This window comes from Nocardia sp. FDAARGOS_372, from assembly GCF_002554515.1.
Classification (GTDB): domain Bacteria; phylum Actinomycetota; class Actinomycetes; order Mycobacteriales; family Mycobacteriaceae; genus Nocardia; species Nocardia farcinica.
The window spans coordinates 1,007,270-1,023,901 of sequence record NZ_PDDW01000001.1 but is presented as its reverse complement, the minus strand read 5'-3'; the positions used below and the strand labels follow the sequence as shown (position 1 = coordinate 1,023,901).

Annotated in this window: 18 protein-coding genes; 13 read left to right on the top strand and 5 right to left on the bottom strand. The window is 71.1% G+C overall.

Going from position 1 to position 16,632, the window contains the following annotated elements; genetic code table 11:
- Positions 1-35 precede the first annotated feature (35 nt).
- The 8 genes from CRM89_RS05220 (at position 36) to CRM89_RS05185 (ending at position 9,244) form a co-directional block, all read left to right on the top strand.
- A complete protein-coding gene (locus tag CRM89_RS05220; protein ID WP_060591708.1) occupies positions 36-482 on the top strand; it encodes a helix-turn-helix domain-containing protein in 447 nt (148 codons plus the stop codon).
- Positions 483-568: 86 nt separating this feature from the next.
- Positions 569-2,359: an acyl-CoA dehydrogenase gene (locus CRM89_RS05215; RefSeq protein WP_098083360.1), complete on the top strand. Its 1,791-nt coding sequence runs from the start codon at positions 569-571 to the stop codon at positions 2,357-2,359.
- Positions 2,360-2,565: 206 nt separating this feature from the next.
- Positions 2,566-3,324 (top strand): GntR family transcriptional regulator, encoded by a 759-nt coding sequence (locus tag CRM89_RS05210; RefSeq protein ID WP_060593372.1) that lies wholly within the window; start codon positions 2,566-2,568, stop codon positions 3,322-3,324.
- A complete protein-coding gene (locus tag CRM89_RS05205) occupies positions 3,321-3,548 on the top strand; it encodes a ferredoxin family protein (RefSeq protein ID WP_011208977.1) in 228 nt (75 codons plus the stop codon). Before CRM89_RS05210 ends, CRM89_RS05205 begins: the two co-directional genes overlap by 4 nt.
- A 14-nt stretch (positions 3,549-3,562) precedes the next feature.
- On the top strand, positions 3,563-4,984 hold the full coding sequence (locus tag CRM89_RS05200) for an ABC transporter substrate-binding protein (RefSeq protein WP_098083359.1): 1,422 nt from the start codon (positions 3,563-3,565) through the stop codon (positions 4,982-4,984).
- Positions 4,981-5,826 carry an ABC transporter permease gene (locus tag CRM89_RS05195; RefSeq protein ID WP_060591715.1) on the top strand — a complete coding sequence of 282 codons (846 nt, stop codon included), beginning with the start codon at positions 4,981-4,983 and terminating at the stop codon, positions 5,824-5,826. The genes CRM89_RS05200 and CRM89_RS05195 overlap by 4 nt, the downstream gene beginning before the upstream one ends.
- A complete protein-coding gene (locus CRM89_RS05190; protein ID WP_011208974.1) occupies positions 5,823-6,569 on the top strand; it encodes an ABC transporter ATP-binding protein in 747 nt (248 codons plus the stop codon). Before CRM89_RS05195 ends, CRM89_RS05190 begins: the two co-directional genes overlap by 4 nt.
- Positions 6,566-9,244: a fumarate reductase/succinate dehydrogenase flavoprotein subunit gene (locus CRM89_RS05185; protein WP_098083358.1), complete on the top strand. Its 2,679-nt coding sequence runs from the start codon at positions 6,566-6,568 to the stop codon at positions 9,242-9,244. The genes CRM89_RS05190 and CRM89_RS05185 overlap by 4 nt, the downstream gene beginning before the upstream one ends.
- Before the next feature lie 20 nt (positions 9,245-9,264).
- On the opposite strand, the gene CRM89_RS05180 is transcribed toward CRM89_RS05185, so the two are convergent.
- Positions 9,265-9,486 carry a hypothetical protein gene (locus CRM89_RS05180; RefSeq protein ID WP_041560093.1) on the bottom strand — a complete coding sequence of 74 codons (222 nt, stop codon included), beginning with the start codon at positions 9,484-9,486 and terminating at the stop codon, positions 9,265-9,267.
- Between the two features lie 267 nt (positions 9,487-9,753).
- Here CRM89_RS05180 and CRM89_RS30780 point away from each other — a divergent pair, with 267 nt between their 5' ends.
- The 3 genes from CRM89_RS30780 to CRM89_RS05170 all read left to right on the top strand — a co-directional run bounded on the left by CRM89_RS30780 (position 9,754) and on the right by CRM89_RS05170 (position 11,288).
- Positions 9,754-9,900, top strand: a complete 147-nt coding sequence (locus CRM89_RS30780) for a hypothetical protein (protein ID WP_011208971.1) — start codon at positions 9,754-9,756, stop codon at positions 9,898-9,900.
- Between the two features lie 76 nt (positions 9,901-9,976).
- Entirely contained in the window at positions 9,977-10,330 is a 354-nt protein-coding gene (locus tag CRM89_RS05175; RefSeq protein ID WP_011208970.1) for a hypothetical protein, read from the top strand.
- Positions 10,331-10,547: 217 nt separating this feature from the next.
- Positions 10,548-11,288 (top strand): LGFP repeat-containing protein, encoded by a 741-nt coding sequence (locus tag CRM89_RS05170; protein WP_098083357.1) that lies wholly within the window; start codon positions 10,548-10,550, stop codon positions 11,286-11,288.
- On the opposite strand, the gene CRM89_RS05165 is transcribed toward CRM89_RS05170, so the two are convergent.
- Genes CRM89_RS05165 through CRM89_RS05150 form a run of 4 tightly spaced genes read right to left on the bottom strand, consistent with a single transcriptional unit; the run spans position 11,272 to position 14,397 of the window.
- Positions 11,272-12,153, bottom strand: a complete 882-nt coding sequence (locus CRM89_RS05165) for a metal ABC transporter permease (RefSeq protein ID WP_060591721.1) — start codon at positions 12,151-12,153, stop codon at positions 11,272-11,274. The genes CRM89_RS05170 and CRM89_RS05165 overlap by 17 nt on opposite strands.
- A 28-nt stretch (positions 12,154-12,181) precedes the next feature.
- Positions 12,182-12,916, bottom strand: coding sequence for a metal ABC transporter ATP-binding protein (locus CRM89_RS05160; RefSeq protein ID WP_060591723.1), 735 nt, complete (start codon positions 12,914-12,916; stop codon positions 12,182-12,184).
- On the bottom strand, positions 12,916-13,854 hold the full coding sequence (locus CRM89_RS05155) for a metal ABC transporter substrate-binding protein (RefSeq protein WP_011208966.1): 939 nt from the start codon (positions 13,852-13,854) through the stop codon (positions 12,916-12,918). Before CRM89_RS05155 ends, CRM89_RS05160 begins: the two co-directional genes overlap by 1 nt.
- Before the next feature lie 57 nt (positions 13,855-13,911).
- The gene (locus tag CRM89_RS05150; RefSeq protein ID WP_086852391.1) at positions 13,912-14,397 is read right to left on the bottom strand and encodes an STAS domain-containing protein; all 486 of its coding nucleotides are present in this window, start codon (positions 14,395-14,397) and stop codon (positions 13,912-13,914) included.
- Between the two features lie 283 nt (positions 14,398-14,680).
- Here CRM89_RS05150 and CRM89_RS05145 point away from each other — a divergent pair, with 283 nt between their 5' ends.
- The gene (locus CRM89_RS05145; protein ID WP_011208964.1) at positions 14,681-15,907 is read left to right on the top strand and encodes a cytochrome P450; all 1,227 of its coding nucleotides are present in this window, start codon (positions 14,681-14,683) and stop codon (positions 15,905-15,907) included.
- A 7-nt stretch (positions 15,908-15,914) separates the two neighbouring features.
- Complete coding sequence (locus CRM89_RS05140) at positions 15,915-16,625, top strand: TetR/AcrR family transcriptional regulator (protein WP_060591727.1); 711 nt, start codon at positions 15,915-15,917, stop codon at positions 16,623-16,625.
- The last annotated feature ends 7 nt before the right edge of the window (positions 16,626-16,632 follow it).

Genomic DNA, 16,632 nt, shown 5'->3' with positions numbered 1-16,632 from the left:
CGTATGGCACCGAGGAGCACGAAAGGAGATCGGCCATGCCGACCATGACCGCCGCGCAACAGCGCGCCGAGGCACAGGCAGGCTACGACGCGTTCCTCGCGGGCTGCCCCAGCCGTCAGTTGCTCGAGCGCATCTCCGGCAAATGGGTGGCGTTGGTGCTGGCAGCCCTCGGCAGCGACGGCCCGCACCCGCCCGGCACACCGGCGGGTCGGCCGCGCGCGATGCGCTACTCCGAGTTGTCCCAGCGGCTGGCCGGCGTCAGCCAGAAGATGCTCACCCAGACGCTGCGCTCGCTCGAACGCGACGGCATGCTCACCCGCACGGTGACCCCGACCGTGCCGGTCACGGTCACCTATGAACTCACCGACCTCGGCCTGTCCCTGCACGGGGTCATGCGCGGCATCAAGCTCTGGGCCGAAGCGCACATGGACGAGGTGGTGGCGAACCGGGAGCGCTACGACGCCGAGAATCCGGATCGGTAACCCCACCCTTTTCGCGACACAGGCCGGGTAATGTATCAATCGCCGACGGCCGACCCGGCCCCGAGAATCCACGAGAGGATGGACCCGTGCGTTCCGACCTGATCTCCCGCCGTGATCTGGAGTTCCTGCTGTACGAGTGGTTGCGGGTGGAGGAGCTGACCGGGCGGGCGCGGTTCGCCGACCATTCCCGGGAGACCTTCGACGGCTTCCTCGACCTGTGCGAGGACCTGGCCACCCGCTACTTCGCCCCGCACAACAAAGCCAACGACGCGCAGGAGCCGCGCTTCGACGGCGAGCGGGTGACGATCATCCCCGAGGTGAAGGACGCGGTGCAGGCGTTCGGCAAGGCGAACCTCGTCGGCGCGGCGATGGACGCCGAGGTCGGCGGCATGCAGTTGCCGTCGGTGGTGGAGGCGGCCGGGTTCGCCTGGTTCCAGGCCGCGAACGTGGGCACCGCGGGCTATGTGTTCCTCACCATCGGCAATGCGAATCTGCTTGCCGCGCACGGCAGCCCCGAGCAGGTGGACCGGTTCGTCAAGCCCATGGTGGAGGGCCGGTTCACCGGCACGATGTGCCTGTCGGAGCCGCAGGCGGGCTCCTCGCTGGCCGACATCGTGACCCGTGCCGAACCGCAGGAGGACGGCACCTACCGGCTGTTCGGGTCGAAGATGTGGATCTCCGGCGGCGATCACGAGCTGACCGAGAACATCGTGCACCTGGTGCTGGCCAAGATTCCGGGCGGCCCGGCGGGCACGAAGGGCATCTCGCTGTTCGTGGTGCCGAAATACCTGGTGGATGCGGACGGTTCGCTCGGTGCGCGCAACGACGTGACCCTCGCCGGACTCAATCACAAGATGGGCTACCGCGGCACCGTCAACACGGTGCTCAACTTCGGCGAGGGCAGGCACACGCCGGGCGGCGCGGCCGGGGCGGTCGGCTACCTGGTCGGCGAACCGCACCGTGGCCTGTCCTACATGTTCCACATGATGAACGAGGCCCGCCTCGGCGTCGGGCTCGGGGCGACCGCGTTGGGCTACACCGGGTACCTGAAGTCGCTGCGCTATGCCCGCGAGCGGCAGCAGGGCCGGGCGGTCACCGCCAAAGACCCGGCCACGCCGCAGATCCCGATCATCGAGCACGCCGACGTGAAGCGGATGCTGCTGGCGCAGAAGTCCTATGTGGAGGGCGCGCTGGCGCTGTTGCTCTACTGCAACCGCCTGGTGGACCTGGCCCGCACCGATCCGGCGTCGGCGCGCGAGCACACGCTGCTGCTGGAGATCCTCACCGGCGTCGCCAAGAGCTGGCCGTCGCAGTGGTGCCTGGAGGCCAACAATCTCGCCATCCAGGTGCACGGCGGCTACGGCTACACCCGTGAGTACGACGTGGAGCAGCACTACCGCGACAACCGGCTCAACCCCATCCACGAGGGCACCCACGGCATCCAGGGCATGGATCTGCTGGGCCGCAAGGTGATCCAGCACGAGGGCGCCTCGCTGCGGTTGCTCGCCCAGCGGATCGCGGCGAGCGTGGCGGCGGCCCGCGCGCTGGGCGGCGAGCCCGCCGAACTGGCCGAGGCCCTCGACGCGTCCTGGCAACGACTGGTCACCGTCACCACCGCCATGCTGTCGGCCGGCGACCCGGCGGCCACCATGGCCAACTCCACGATCTACCTGGAGGCCTTCGGGCACATCGTGCTGGCCTGGATCTGGCTCGAGCAGGCGGTCGCCGCGGCCGGGCACGACGGTGACTTCTACGCGGGCAAACGCGCCGCCGCCCGCTACTTCTTCCGCTTCGAACTGCCCAGGACCGGGCCGCAGCTGGACCTGCTCGCCGCCCTCGACCGCACCACGCTGGAGATGCGCGACGCCTGGTTCTGAATTTCGCTCGGCCTGATCCGAACTCGAGACGCCCGGCCCCGGGTGGCGCAATGCCGCCGGAGCCGGGCGTTTGCGCAGGTGGATCGCCGGTGCGACCGGCGCAATCCACGCCTCGGCCGACGGCGCGGATTTCGCGCCGGAATCAGGGCCTTCGACGCCGTCTATCGTCGCTGTTCGTGCAGGTCAGCGAGGGAGAGGCGGACGAGATGGGAGCACAGCCCGCACCGGTGCGGCGGCTGCGCGCGGATCATGCGCGCCAGGTCGCCGATCTGCTGCGCCATCAGATCCACGCCGGGGCGTTCGAGCGGGCGCTGCCGAGCGAGCAGGCGCTGGCCGCCGAATACGCCGCCTCCCGCAACACCGTGCGGGAGGCGCTGGCGCTGCTCCGAGACGAGGGCCTGATCGAGCGCGCGCCCAAGATCGGCACCCGGGTGGCGCGGCGCAAAGTCGACCACGGGCTCGACGAGCTGCTGGGCCTGCAGGAGACGCTCAAGGACCACGGCACCGTCCGCAACGAGGTCAGGGTCGCCACCCACCGCACCCCGCCGCCCGCGGTGGCGCGCAGACTCGCGCTGGCACCCGGCGAACGTGTCGTGCACGTGGAGCGCCTGCGTTACCTCGCCGACCTGCCGCTGAGCCTGGATCTGACCTACCTCTCCCCCGACATCGGCGCCGAGGTGCTCACGCACGACCTGGAGAACACCGACATCTTCGTGCTCATCGAGCAGATCGCCGGGTGCTCGCTCGGTTCGGCGGACCTGGCGCTCGAGTCGGTCGCGGCCGACCCGCACACCGCCACCACCCTCGACATCCCCGCGGGCGCGCCCCTGCTCATGCTGGAGCGGCTGACCCGCCTCGACGACGGCCGACCCGTCGACCTGGAGTACATCCGCATGCGCGGAGACCGAATCACCATGCGCGGCAGCTTGTCCCGCAGCAATCCGGAATGGAGGGTCCGCCAGTGACACTGGTGAACCAGCGCGCCGACATCCCCGTCACGATCGACGAATCGCTGTGCATCGAAGGCTGCACGCTGTGCGTGGAGATCTGCCCGCTCGACTCACTGGCGATCAATCCCGACAACGGCAAGGCCTACATGCACGTCGACGAGTGTTGGTACTGCGGCCCGTGCGCGGCCCGCTGCCCCACCGGCGCCGTCACCGTCAACATGCCCTACCTGCTCCGCTGAACTGGAAGTCCCCGATGAAAGCTCGTCTCGTCCCGCTCCTGCTCGCCGCCGCGCTCGCCGCGGCGGGCTGCTCCCTGGCACCCTCCGACGACGCACCGGCGGGCACGGTGCAGGTCGTCGTCGGCTACCAGTCCAAGACCATCAACACCGTCACCGCCGGAACCTTGTTGCGCGCCAAAGGTTTCCTCGAACAACGGCTGGCCGCGATCACCGCGGCCGGTGGCGCGCGCTACCAGGTGGAGTGGCAGGACTACGACACCGGCGCACCGATCACCGCGCAGATGGTGGCGGAGAAGATCGACATCGGCTCGATGGGCGACTACCCGCTGCTGATCAACGGTTCCCGCACCCAGGCCAACGAACGCTCGGCCACCGCGCTGGTCTCGGTGACCGGCTACAACCCCAAGGGCGCGCTGAACATGGTGGTGGTGCCCACCGACTCGCCGGCCACCCGGCTGGCCGACCTGGCCAGGCAGAAGGTCTCGGCCAGTGTCGGTTCGGCCGGACACGGCACGCTCGTGCAGGCACTCTCGCGGGCGGGCATCGACCCGGCCACCGGCGTCGAAGTGGTCAACCAGCAGCCGCAGGTGGGGGCGAGCGCGCTGGAGTCGCACCAGGTGAGCGGCCTGTCGCAGTTCGTGGCCTGGCCCGGACTGCTGGTGTTCCAGAACAAGGCGAAGCTGCTCTACGACGGCGCCGAACTGAACGTGCCGACCTTCCACGGCGTGGTCGCCCGGCGGGCGTACTCGGCCGAGCATCCGGAGGTGTTGCAGGCCTTCCTCGCCGCACAGCTGGACGCGACGCGGTTTCTCAACGAGCAGCCGTTCGAGGCGGCCCGGCTCGTCGCCGAGGGTTCCGGGCTACCGCCCGAGGTGGTGTACCTCTACAACGGTCCCGGCGGTACGAGCTTCGACCCCACCGTGAAGCCCAGCCTGATCGAGGCGCTGAAAGGCGATGTGCCGTACCTGAAGTCGATCGGCGATTTCGCCGACCTGGACATCGACCGCTTCGTCGACCCCGCCCCGCTGCGGGAGGCGTTCGCGGCGTTCGGCGACTACGACACCGCGCTGGCCGCCACCGGCAACCCGAACCGGGTCCGCGGCACCGACCCGGTGTGCGGCACCGAGGTCACCGACCCGGCCACCGCCGGCGAGGTGTGGGTGGACGGCGCGCCCGCACCGCAACCCGCCGCCGACCCCACCTGCCTGCTGCGCGCCGTCCGGGCCGCCCAGGCGAACGGTGCGGTGATCCGGGCCGCCTACGTCCCCGACGCCGAACTGGGCACCCGCTGGTTCGCCGACAAGTCGGTCTGGGTGCGCGACGGCGACCGGTACCTGCCGTTCACCACCGCGGCCGCGGCCGAGCGGTACCGGCAGGCGCATCCGGGCGCGGCGCCGGTGTCCTACGAGCAGGCGGTGCGGGAGGTGCGGCCGTGAGCACCGTCGCCCTCACCGCCGCCCCCGCCGACACCGTCGCCGAGCCGGCGCGGGACACCCCGGCGGGCGCCTCGCGGTGGCGCTCCCGGCTGATCCGGGTGGTCTCGGTGGCCGCGGCCATCGCGCTGTGGCAGCTGCTCACCGTCAACGACGTGCGCGCCGGGTTGCGGTTCGACGCGCTGCCGACGGTGACCGAGATCGTCGCCGAGTTCGGCGAGCACCTGGGCAGGCAGGAGTACTACCTCGACATCGGGCAGTCGCTGATCCGCATCGTCACCGGCTTCGGGCTGGCCGCCGTCGTCGGTGTGCTGGCCGGGATCGGCCTCGGCCGCTCCGGTCTGCTCGGCGACGTGTTCGGCCCGCTCACCGAACTGGTGCGGCCGATCCCCGCGATCGCGCTGGTGCCGGTGGCGATCCTGCTGTTCCCCAGCGACGAGTCCGGCATCGTGTTCATCACCTTCACCGCCTCGCTGTTCCCGGTGCTGGTCAGCACCCGGCACGCGGTACGGGCGCTGCCGACCATCTGGGAGGACGCCGTGCGCACCCTCGGCGCCACCCGCACCGACGTGCTGGTGCGGGTGGTGTTCCCCGGCATCCTGCCCGGGGTGTTCAGCGGCCTGTCGGTGGGCATGGGCGTGGCCTGGATCTGCCTGATCTCGGCGGAGATGATCTCCGGCCGCCTCGGCCTCGGCTATCGCACCTGGCAGTCGTACACGATCGTCGACTATCCGGCGGTGTTCGTCGGCATGATCACCATCGGCGTGCTCGGGTTCGCCACCTCCGGCCTGGTGGAGCTGGCCGGGCGGCGCCTGACCCGCTGGCTGCCGCGGGAGGTGCGATGACGACCGCCGCGATCCGCGAGCCCGCGGGCCTCACCCTCGACGGCGTGCGGCTCGGTTACCGCGAACGGACCGTGCTGGAGCGGCTCGACCTCACCGTCGCGCCGGGCGAGATCCTGGTCGTGGTCGGCAAATCCGGCTGCGGCAAGTCCAGCCTGCTGCGCGCGCTGGCCGGGCTGCGGCCGCCGGAGGCCGGGGCGGTGCGCGCCGACGGCGAGCTCGTCACCGGGCCGTCGGCCGACCGGGCGCTGGTGTTCCAGGACGACGCGCTGCTGCCCTGGCGCACGGCACGGCGCAACATCGAACTGGCGCTGCGGCTGCGCGGCGTCCCCCGACCCGAACGGCGCGAACTCGCCTTGCGCAGGCTCGACGAGGTCGGCCTCACCGGCTACGCCGACTACCTGCCGCGCGATCTGTCCGGCGGCATGCGGCAGCGGGTCCAGCTGGCCCGCGCGCTGGCCGCCGCGCCGCGCGCCCTGCTGATGGACGAGCCGTTCGGCGCGCTGGACACCCAGACCAGGGCGGGCATGCAGCGACTGCTCGTCGACACCTGGCGGGCCCATCCCACCACCGTCGTCTTCGTCACCCACGACCTCGACGAGGCGCTGCGCCTCGGTGACCGGATCGCCGTGCTCGGCCGCGGCGCCACCGGCGCAGGCGTGCTGCGCGCCCTCGTCGAGGTGCCCGATCCGCGTACCCCCGGCGACCGCCCCGCGGTCCGGGCCGAGATCCTGGAGCACCTGTGAAGATCCCCGAGTTGACCGATCGCCTGCGCTTCGACTGCGACGTCCTGGTGATCGGCGGCGGCACCGCGGGCACGATGGCCGCGCTCACCGCCGCCGAGCACGGCGCGAACGTGCTGCTGGAGAAGGCGCACGTGCGGCACTCCGGCGCGCTGGCGATGGGCATGGACGGGGTCAACAACGCCGTCATCCCCGGTAAGGCCAGCCCGGAGGACTACGTCGCCGAGATCACCCGCGCCAACGACGGCATCGTCGACCAGCGCACGATCTATCAGACGGCGACCCGTGGTTTCGCGATGGTGCAGCGCCTGGAACGCTACGGCGTGAAGTTCGAGAAGGACGAGTACGGCGAGTACGCGGTGCGGCGGGTGCACCGGTCCGGCTCGTACGTGCTGCCCATGCCGGAGGGCAAGGACGTCAAGAAGGCGCTCTACCGCGTGTTGCGCAAGCGGGAGAACCGCGAGCGCATCCGCATCGAGAACCGGCTGATGCCGGTGCGGGTGCTCACCGCGGGCGGGCGGGCCGTCGGGGCGGCGGCCCTGCACACGCGCACCGGCGAATTCGTCGCCGTCGCCGCCAAGGCGGTGATCCTGGCGACCGGCCCGTGCGGACGGCTCGGCCTGCCCGCCAGCGGCTACCTCTACGGCACCTACGAGAACCCCACCAACGCCGGGGACGGATACGCGATGGCGTATCACGCGGGCGCGGAACTGTCCGGGATCGAGTGCTTCCAGATCAACCCGCTCATCAAGGACTACAACGGTCCGGCGTGCGCCTACGTCGCCAACCCGTTCGGCGGCTACCAGGTCAACGCGGCGGGCGAGCGGTTCGTGGACTCCGACTACTGGTCGGGCCAGATGATGGCCGAGGTCAAGCGGGAGATCGAATCGGCGAAAGGCCCGATCTATCTCAAGGTCTCCCACCTGCCCGAGGAGACCATCGGCACCCTCGAATCCATCCTGCACACCACCGAGCGCCCGACGCGCGGCACCTTCCACGCCAACCGCGGCCACGACTACCGCACCCACGACATCGAAATGCACATCTCCGAGATCGGTTTGTGCAGTGGGCATTCCGCCTCCGGGGTGTGGGTGGACGAGCACGCCCGCACCACCGTGCCCGGACTGTACGCGGCCGGTGACCTGGCCTGCGTGCCGCACAACTACATGATCGGCGCCTTCGTCTTCGGCGACCTGGCGGGCGCGCACGCCGCGGGCACGCTCGCGGAGGTGCCCGCGCCGGGGGAACTCCCGGAGGATCAGCTGGCGGCCGCGCACGAGCTGATCTACCGGCCGCTGCGGCAGCCGGACGGCCCGCCCCAGCCCCAGGTGGAATACAAGCTGCGCCGGTTCGTCAACGACTATGTGGCCCCGCCCAAGACCGCCACCAAACTGGCCCTGGCGGTGGAGACCTTCGAGCGGATGCGGGCGGAGGTGGCCGGGATCGGCGCGCGCACTCCGCACGAGTTGATGCGCGCGGCGGAGGTCTCCTTCATCCGGGACTGCGCCGAGATGGCCGCGCGCAGTTCACTGACCCGCACCGAGTCCCGGTGGGGGCTGTACCACGAGCGCGCCGACCTACCCGCCCGCGACGACGGCGCCTGGCGTTATCACCTGAACCTGCGCAAGAACGCCGCCGGGGAGATGGAGTTCCGCAAGCGGCCGGTGGCACCCTACCTGGTGCCGGTGCCCGGGCTCGACGACATCCCGTCGGTGGGACCGGACCTGCCGGTCGAACAGCCGCGGGTGCGGGTCGGGCGGGCACCCGACCGGGACGCCACGCCCGCCGCGCCGCGCACCGACGCGCCCGCGGCACCGCCCTCACCACGGATCGTGACCCTGCTCGCGCTGGATTCGCCCACCGTCGAGGACCTTTCGCCGTATCTCGCCGACACCGACGCGGGCGTGCGGGCGGCGGCACTGTCGGTGCTCACCGAGCACACCCCGGACGGCTTCGCCGAGCCGCTGGTGCGCGCGCTCGACGATCCGGCCGCCGCCGTGCGCCGCACCGCCGCGGAGAGCCTGCGGGAACTGGTGGAGGTGCTGCCGGGGGCGACCGGGCTGGCCGAGCGGCTGGACTCCCCCGATCCGCTGGTCCGTGCGACGGTGCTGGATCTGGTGCGGGCACGGCGTGCGGGCACGGCCGCGCAGTTCACCGCCGCACTGGCCGACCCGGACCACCGGGTGCGCATCGAGGCCGTGCGCGGGCTGGTCGCCCTCGACGACGTCGAGGGCGTTTCGGCGGCGGCCACGGACGGCAACCGCGAGGTCCGCGTGGCGGTCGCCAACGGGCTGGCCGCCATCGGCGCGGGCGGGCACCCGGTGATCCGCGCGCTGACCGGCGATCGCGATCCCCTGGTGCGCGCGGCGGCGCTGGCCGCCTACGCCGCGCTCGGCGCCACCGAACCGGACCGCGCCGAACTGGCCGCGGCACTGGGTGATTCCGCGTGGCAGGTGCGGGTCGGCGCGGCCAAGGGGTTGGCCGGGGCGCCCGCCGACGCGGCGGTGCCGCTGTTGGTCGAGGCGCTGCGCGACCCGCACCTGGATGTGCGCAAGGCCGCGGTGCTCTCGCTGGCGCGCTGGCCCGAACATCCCGGCGCGCACGACGGATTGACCGGTGCGACCACCGACAGCGACGCCGACGTGCGCGCCTACGCCCGCCGCGCCGTCACCGCGTGACGAGCCCGGCGGCGCGGCGGTCAGGCCGCGCCGCCGGGCAACCGGGAAAGCTGTTCGCGCAGGGCCAGAGTGGCGTGTACCTGCGCCTGGCCCTGCAGCGTGCGGGCGCGCACCCACGCCTCGTCGCTGGGCAGGCTGGCCAAGTCGTCCTCGAGGAGGGGGCGCAGGATCTGCATCGCCTTGTCGAGGTAGAACTCCGCCAGCTTCGCGTGGTCGGTGAGGTTCGCGTCGTCGATCCGCATACCCGCAACGCTACGGCCCGGCGGCGTTGTGCGACAGGGGCGAAACACCGCGGGAACGTGGGCGGAATGCGCGGAAGGTCCGTCGCGACAGCGACGGATACCCCCGGTGAGCCGGCCTACACCGGCCCGGCGACATGACTCGTCTCACAGCGCGGGAACATGCGTCCGCCCGGTCCGAGTTCTAGGATTCGAAGGGAGCTCGAACTTGGGCGCAATGCCGCGCCGGCTTGCTTCGATGCCGACACACCCGATTTCGGGGGAGGGCTCATGGCTCTGGTGATCTTGTTGCTGTTGCTGTTGTTCGCTGTCACCGCGTTGGTCGTCGTCGCCGCTTACGGCACCGTCGTCGCGACCTACTGGTTCGAAATGCGCCACAACCACACCGAGCCGCCGGACCTGCCGGCCATGCGCTGAACGGTTGGCGATCGCTCGGCGGGTTTGGCGCGCGCGCCTCAGGCAACTCCGGTGACGAGACGGAGGTGAGGCAACGGTGGTCGACGATGTCGAGAAGCGGTGGTCGGATCCGGAGGGCTTTCGCAAGGCCGTCCGCTTCGGGCTGGGCGTGGTCGCGCTGGCCGCGCTCGTGGCGGTGATCATCGGGATCTGGGCGGCGAGCCGCGACGCCTGCGAGACCGGACCGATGCTGTGCGACACCGCGTCCCGGGTCGCCATGGTGGTCGGCCCGGCGGTGGTACTGGCGGCCGGCTGGATCGGCGCGTTCGTCATCACCTACCTGCGCTGGCGGCAGGGCCGGGTGTGGCCGATCTGGCAGGGCACCGGGTGGTTCCTGTTCTTCCTGCTGCTCGCCTACCTCACGATCGGTGGCAGCGTGTTCGCCCGGTGAGCCGGTGGTGCACGCCTCCCACACCAGGATCTCGGCCGGGGTCGGCGCGGTGACGCGGTGGGCGGCAGCCACATCTGCGCCGTCGCGGTATTCCGTGGCGTGAGCCGCGCCACCGTCGCGCTAACGCTGCTCGGGGCCGGGCCGATGAAGGCGATGTCGTAGCACCATGTCGTCACGTTGGTACCGAGGCAGCATCGACCTGAGCAGGGAGTTCTTCATGGCACAGCGTCCAGGATCGCGCGCGGCACGCCGCACCGCCGCCGCCACCGCCTCGTTGGCGGTGCTGTTCACCTCCGCACTCGGCGTCGCAGGCGCGCGACCGGTCGGCGCGTTCGACGTCGGCGGCGCGATCGAGGTCGAGTACGACCAGGCGGGCGGCCCGGCCGTGCTCGGCGACCCCACCGGCCCCGAACTCGACGCGGCGTCGGGGGGACGATTCCAGACCTTCGCCAACAACGCCGCCATCTACTGGCGAGGCGATGTCGGCGCCCACCAGGTCGGCGGCCCGATCCGCGACAAATGGGGCCAGCTCGGCTACGAGCGCGGCGCACTCGGCTACCCCGTCACCCGCGAGACCGCCACCCCCGGCGACACCGGCCGCTTCAACCACTTCCAGGGCGGCAGCATCTACTGGTCGATCGGCACCGCCGCCCACCAGGTCGGCGGCGCGATCCGCGACAAATGGGGCCGGCTCGGCTGGGAGTCCGGACCGCTCGGCTTCCCGGTCACCGACGAGTCCACCAGCGCCGACAACGGCCGCTACAACCTGTTCAACGGCGGCGCGATCTACTACTCGCCGCGCACCGGCGCGCACGCGGTGTGGGGCGTGATCCGCGATCGCTGGATCGCCGCGGGCGCGGAGAACGGCCAGTACGGCTACCCGACCAGCGACGAGTACGACTACGAGAACGGCAAGGCGCAGGACTTCGAGGGCGGCCGCATCACCTGGACGCCGTGACCTGATCACGGCGGGCCAGGGCGCGCGCGGCCAGCCTGCGCCCGAGGATGCCGTGGCGCGGGGCGAACAGGTAGACCAGCACGAACACCGCGCCCTGCACCACCACGATCATCGCGCCCGACGCGGTGTCCAGGTGGTAGCTCAGATACAGGCCGGTGACCGCGGCGGCGACGGAGACCGCGGGCGCGATGAGCAGCATCCGCTGGAAGCGGTCGGTGAGCAGATAGGCCGTCGCGCCGGGGATGATCAACATCGCCACCACCAGCACCACGCCCACCGCCTGTAGTGCCACCACGGCCGTCAGCGCGAGCAGCCCGAGCAGGCAGCTGCCGAGCACGCGCGGATTCAGGCCGATGGCGTGGGCGTGGGTGGGGTCGAAGGCGAACAGGGTGAAATCGCGGCGCAGCAGCACCAGCGCCAGCAGGGTGATCGCGGCGAGCACGACCACCTGGACCAGTTCGCCGCGGCCGACACCGAGCAGGTTGCCGAACACGATGTGATTGAGGTCGGTCTGGCTCGGCGTCACCGAGACCAGCACCAGGCCCGCGGCGAAGAACGTGGTGAACACGATGCCGATGGCGGCGTCCTCCTTGACCCGGCTGGTCTCACGCACCAGCCCGATCAGGCCGACCGCCGCGAAACCGAACACCACCGCGCCCACCGCGAACGGCAGCCCCGCGATATAGGCGAGCACCACGCCGGGCAGCACCGCGTGCGAGACCGCATCCCCCATCAGCGACCAGCCGATCAGCACCAGCCAGCACGACAGCACGGCACAGACCAGCGCCGCGGCGACCGTGGTGGTCAGCGCGCGCACCATGAACTCGTAGCGCAGCGGCTCGAGGAAGAACTCGATCGGATTCATCATCGCTTCCCGTCGTCGAAGGGGCCGGTCAGGACCGGCCGAGCACGTCAAGGCCGAAGGCGGCGGCCAGGTTCTCCGGCCGCAGCACCTCCTCCGGCGTGCCGCGCGCCAGCACGCTGCGCATCAACAGCACGGCCTCGTCGGCCAGCTCGGGCAGGGCGTGCAGGTCGTGGGTGGACACCACGATCGCCGCGCCCTCGGCGGCCAGCTCGCGCAGCAGCGTGGTGATCGCCGCTTCCGAGCGCTTGTCCACCCCGGCGAACGGCTCGTCCAGCAGCAGCAGGGTCGCCTCCTGGGCCAGCGCCCGGGCCACGAACGCGCGCTTGCGCTGGCCGCCGGAGAGCCTGCCGATCTGCCGGTCGGCCAGCTCGGTCAGCTCGACCCGCGCGAGCGCGCGGTCCACGGCCTCCCGGTCGGCGCGGCGCGGACGGCGCGGGAAGCCCATTCGGCCGTGGCGGCCGGTGAGCACCACGTCGCGGACCGTGAGCGGGAAGCTCCAGTCCACGTCCTCGCTCTGCGGCACATAGCCGAGCAGACCGGCGCGCCGCGCCGCGCGCGGGGTGTCCCCGTAGAGGGTGACCGTGCCCGAGGTCGGCTTGACCAGTCCCACAATGGTCTTGAACAGTGTCGACTTGCCCGAGCCGTTCATGCCGACCAGGCCGCAGATCCGGCCGGGGGCCAGCGTCAGCGAGACACCGTCGAGGGCGAGCACCTCGCCGTAGCGGACCGTGACGTCGGCGACGTCCACCGCGAGTTCACCCATCACGCCCGTCCTGTCAGCGCATCGGCGATGGTGCGCGCGTCGTGCCGGATCAGTGCCAGGTAGGTGGGCACCGGCCCGTCCGGTTCGGACAGCGAGTCCACGTACAGCACGCCGCCGAAGGCGGCGCCGGTCGCCTCCACCACGCGCCGCATGGGCGCGTCGGAGACGGTGGATTCGCAGAACACCGCGGGCACGGCGCGCTCGCGGACGAAATCGATCGCGGAGGTGATCTGCTGCGGGGTGGCCTGCTGCTCGGCGTTGACCGGCCAGATGTACTTCTCGGTGAGCCCGGCGTCCCTGGCCAGGTAGGAGAACGCGCCCTCACAGGTCACCAGCGCCCGCTGCGATTCGGGCAGCGCGCTCAGCGCACCGGTCAGCTCCGCGTGCACCGCGTCCAGTTCGGCCTTGTAGCGCTCGCCGTTGGCGCGGAAGTCGGCGGCGTGGTCGGGGTCGAGTTCGGCGAAGGCGCGCACCATGTTGTCGACGTAGATCCGTACGTTCAGCGGCGACATCCAGGCGTGCGGGTTGGGCTTGCCCCGGTAGGCGTCGCCGGCGATGTCGATCGGTTCGACGCCCTCGCTGACGACGGCGTGCGGCACGTCGACCTCGGCGACGAACTGCTCGAACCACGCCTCCAGGTTCAGCCCGTTGTCCAGGATCAGGTCGGCGGTGGCCGCCTTCCTGATGTCCCCAGGGGTCGGCTCGTACCCGTGGATCTCCGCGCCCGCCTTGGTGATCGATTCGACGCGCAGGTGCTCGCCCGCCACCGTGCCCGCGATGTCGGCGAGCACGGTGAAGGTGGTCAGCACGGTCGGCCGGTCGTCGTCACCGCGCGCACCGCCGCACGCCGCCACGACCGAGACCATCAGACAGGCCGCCAGCGCGGCCGTCACCGACCGCCACGGCACGGAGAACGCACGAGACGCAACGAGCTTCATACGTCCGGATTGTAATTTTCGGACGCCCTAACTTTCAAGTTCGCGTATGTGTATCGGTCAGTTGCCCAGGGCGAGCGGTGTGCCGGAGCGACCGGAGGTGTCCTGCGAATCCCGCAACCGCAGGGCGGTCAGGGCGCTGACGACCGTCGAGTGGATGGGCAGGGCGACGGTGGCCGGATCCACCGCGGCGATGCGGGCGATGGTCCGGTTCGGCGTCACCAGGCTCACCGGCACGCCGCGCTCGGCGGCGCGTCCGGCCTCTTCGGCGAGCACCACCAGCGCTCGACAGGACAGGAAGTCGATCCTGCTCGTGTCGACGATCAGCGCGCAGGCCGACGCGGCCGCCGTGTCGACCGCCTCGCGCACGGCGCACCGCCACAGGTCGAGGGTGTAGGCGTCGGCGGCCCCGCGCGGGGACAGCACCAGAGCCGGTCCGCGGCGGCGCAGCCTGCTGAACAGCCTGCGATTCGCGGTGGTGGCACCCTCGGGGGCGGGGAGCCGGTGTGCGGCCTGGGCGAGACGAGATTCGAGTGCGGAATCCATGGCGCTCCCGATCCGATGCGAGTGCTCCGGGCACTCGGGCCGAGCGGGTCGTCCTACCGACTGAAGACGGCCCGCCGATCACCGTCCTATCACGCGCGGCGGGCCCGGCACACCGATTCGGAGCCGCCGGGGCCGCTTCGTGTCGAAACCGAAACAGGCGCGGACGCGCGCGCCGTCCAGACCCCTCGACGCATCGGATGAACATCATTTACTAAATAGTGTTCACAAATTGGTGTGTGGTGTGGTTCACTCTCCCGTGAACCAGCCCTACGAGGAGGTAGCCGTGTCCGCGCCGTCCCTTTCGCACGACTTCGACTTCACCGACCCCGACCTGCTCGCCACCCGGTTGCCCGTGGCGGAATGGGCCGAGCTGCGCCGCACCGCTCCGGTGTGGTGGGTCGACCAGCCCGACGGCACCAGCGGGTTCGACGACGGCGGGTACTGGGTGGTGAGCAAGCTCTCCGACATCAAGGAGATCTCCAAGACACCCGAGATCTGGTCGAACCACGAGAACACCGCGGTCATCCGCTTCAACGCCGACATCACCCGCGAAGAGATCGACATCCAGCGCGCCATGCTGGTGAACACCGATCCGCCCGCGCACGACAAGCTGCGCCGCATCATCTCCCGCGGCTTCACCCCGCGCGCGGTGCAGTCGCTGCGCGACGCCCTGCACGAGCGAGCCGAGCGGATCGTGCACGAGGCCAAGAAGACCGGCGGCGGTGACTTCGTGCAGCAGGTGGCCTGTGAGCTGCCGTTGCAGGCGATCGCCGAACTGCTCGGCGTGCCGCAGGCCGACCGCGGCAAGCTCTTCGACTGGTCGAACCAGATGATGGGCTACGACGATCCCGATTTCGACGGCAACCACAAGGTCGCCACCGCCGAGATCATGGGGTACTCCTGGAACCTGGCCGAGGAGCGGCGCAAGTGCCCGGCCGACGACATCGTCAGCCAGCTGGTCACCGCCGACATCGAGGGCGAGTCGCTGGGGTCGGACGAGTTCGCCTGGTTCGTCATCCTGCTGGCCGTGGCGGGCAACGAGACCACCCGCAACGCCACCACGCACGGCATGAAGGCCTTCGTCGACTTCCCCGAGCAGTGGGAGCTGTACAAGGCCGAGCGCCCGCGCACCGCGCCCGACGAGATCGTGCGCTGGGCCACGCCGGTCGTCGCCTTCCAGCGCACCGCCCTGCAGGACACCGAACTCGGCGGACAGGCGATCAAGAAGGGCCAGCGGGTCGGCTTGTTCTACGCGTCGGCCAACTTCGACGAAGACCACTTCACCGACCCGTACACCTTCGACATCACCCGCAACCCGAACCCGCACGTCGGTTTCGGCGGCACCGGCACGCACTACTGCGTCGGCGCGAATCTGGCCCGGTTGCAGCTGGACCTGATCTTCAACGCGATCGCCGACGTGATGCCGAACCTGCGCCAGGTGAGCGAACCGGTGCGGCTGCGCTCGGGGTGGCTCAACGGCATCAAGAGCTGGCAGGTCGCCTACCAGTGAGCCGATCGTGACCGGGCGGCGCGGCCGGGTGCCCGCGGTGGCCGCCGCCGACATCCGGCGCGCGGCCAGGGCGCTGCTGGTGGCGCAGGGGCCGGAGGCGATGACGCTGCGGGCGATCGCCCGCGACCTCGGCGTCACCGCCCCCGCCCTCTACCGGCACTACGCCTCGCACGAGGAGCTCGCCGACGCGCTGCGCGCAGACATCTGCCTCGACCTCGCCGACGAGCTGGCCGTCGAGGCGGCGGCGGCGACCGAGGACGGCCTGCTGCAACTGATCGCGATCTGCCGCGGTTTCCGGCGCTGGGCACTGGCGCACGCGCACGAGTTCACCCTGGTGTTCGCCTCGCCGAACCGGGTGCACACCGCGGGCCTGCGCCGGTTCGAGGAACCGTTCGGCCGGGTGTTCCTCGCCGCGGCGGGACGCCTGCTGACCACCTACGAGCTGGCGCTGCCGCCCACCGACACCATTCCGCCCGCGTTGCGCGCGGACCTGATCGGCTACCAGAACGACCTGCTGGCCATGCTCGCCGAAGCCGGCCAGAAGTTCCCGGCCGAGAAGCTGGATCTGGGCGTGACCTACCTGATGATCACGCTATGGGCGCGGCTGTACGGGCACGTCACCCTCGAGGTGTTCGGCAACTACCCGCTGCCGGTACGCGACCCCGAAGCGCTGTTCGACACGGTGCTGGCGGAGCTGGCCCGCGGCATCGGCGTATGACCGGGCG

Excerpts from the sequence above, each read along its gene's own strand:
- CRM89_RS05220 (WP_060591708.1), top strand. The coding sequence starts at position 36 with ATGCCGACCATGACCGCCGCGCAACAGCGCGCCGAGGCACAGGCAGGC.
- CRM89_RS05190 (WP_011208974.1), top strand. The coding sequence starts at position 5,823 with ATGACGACCGCCGCGATCCGCGAGCCCGCGGGCCTCACCCTCGACGGC.
- CRM89_RS05200 (WP_098083359.1), top strand. The coding sequence starts at position 3,563 with ATGAAAGCTCGTCTCGTCCCGCTCCTGCTCGCCGCCGCGCTCGCCGCG.
- CRM89_RS05150 (WP_086852391.1), bottom strand. The coding sequence starts at position 14,397 with ATGGATTCCGCACTCGAATCTCGTCTCGCCCAGGCCGCACACCGGCTC.
- CRM89_RS30780 (WP_011208971.1), top strand. The coding sequence starts at position 9,754 with ATGGCTCTGGTGATCTTGTTGCTGTTGCTGTTGTTCGCTGTCACCGCG.
- CRM89_RS05165 (WP_060591721.1), bottom strand. The coding sequence starts at position 12,153 with ATGAATCCGATCGAGTTCTTCCTCGAGCCGCTGCGCTACGAGTTCATG.
- CRM89_RS05155 (WP_011208966.1), bottom strand. The coding sequence starts at position 13,854 with ATGAAGCTCGTTGCGTCTCGTGCGTTCTCCGTGCCGTGGCGGTCGGTG.
- CRM89_RS05170 (WP_098083357.1), top strand. The coding sequence starts at position 10,548 with ATGGCACAGCGTCCAGGATCGCGCGCGGCACGCCGCACCGCCGCCGCC.
- CRM89_RS05180 (WP_041560093.1), bottom strand. The coding sequence starts at position 9,486 with ATGCGGATCGACGACGCGAACCTCACCGACCACGCGAAGCTGGCGGAG.
- CRM89_RS05160 (WP_060591723.1), bottom strand. The coding sequence starts at position 12,916 with ATGGGTGAACTCGCGGTGGACGTCGCCGACGTCACGGTCCGCTACGGC.
- CRM89_RS05210 (WP_060593372.1), top strand. The coding sequence starts at position 2,566 with ATGGGAGCACAGCCCGCACCGGTGCGGCGGCTGCGCGCGGATCATGCG.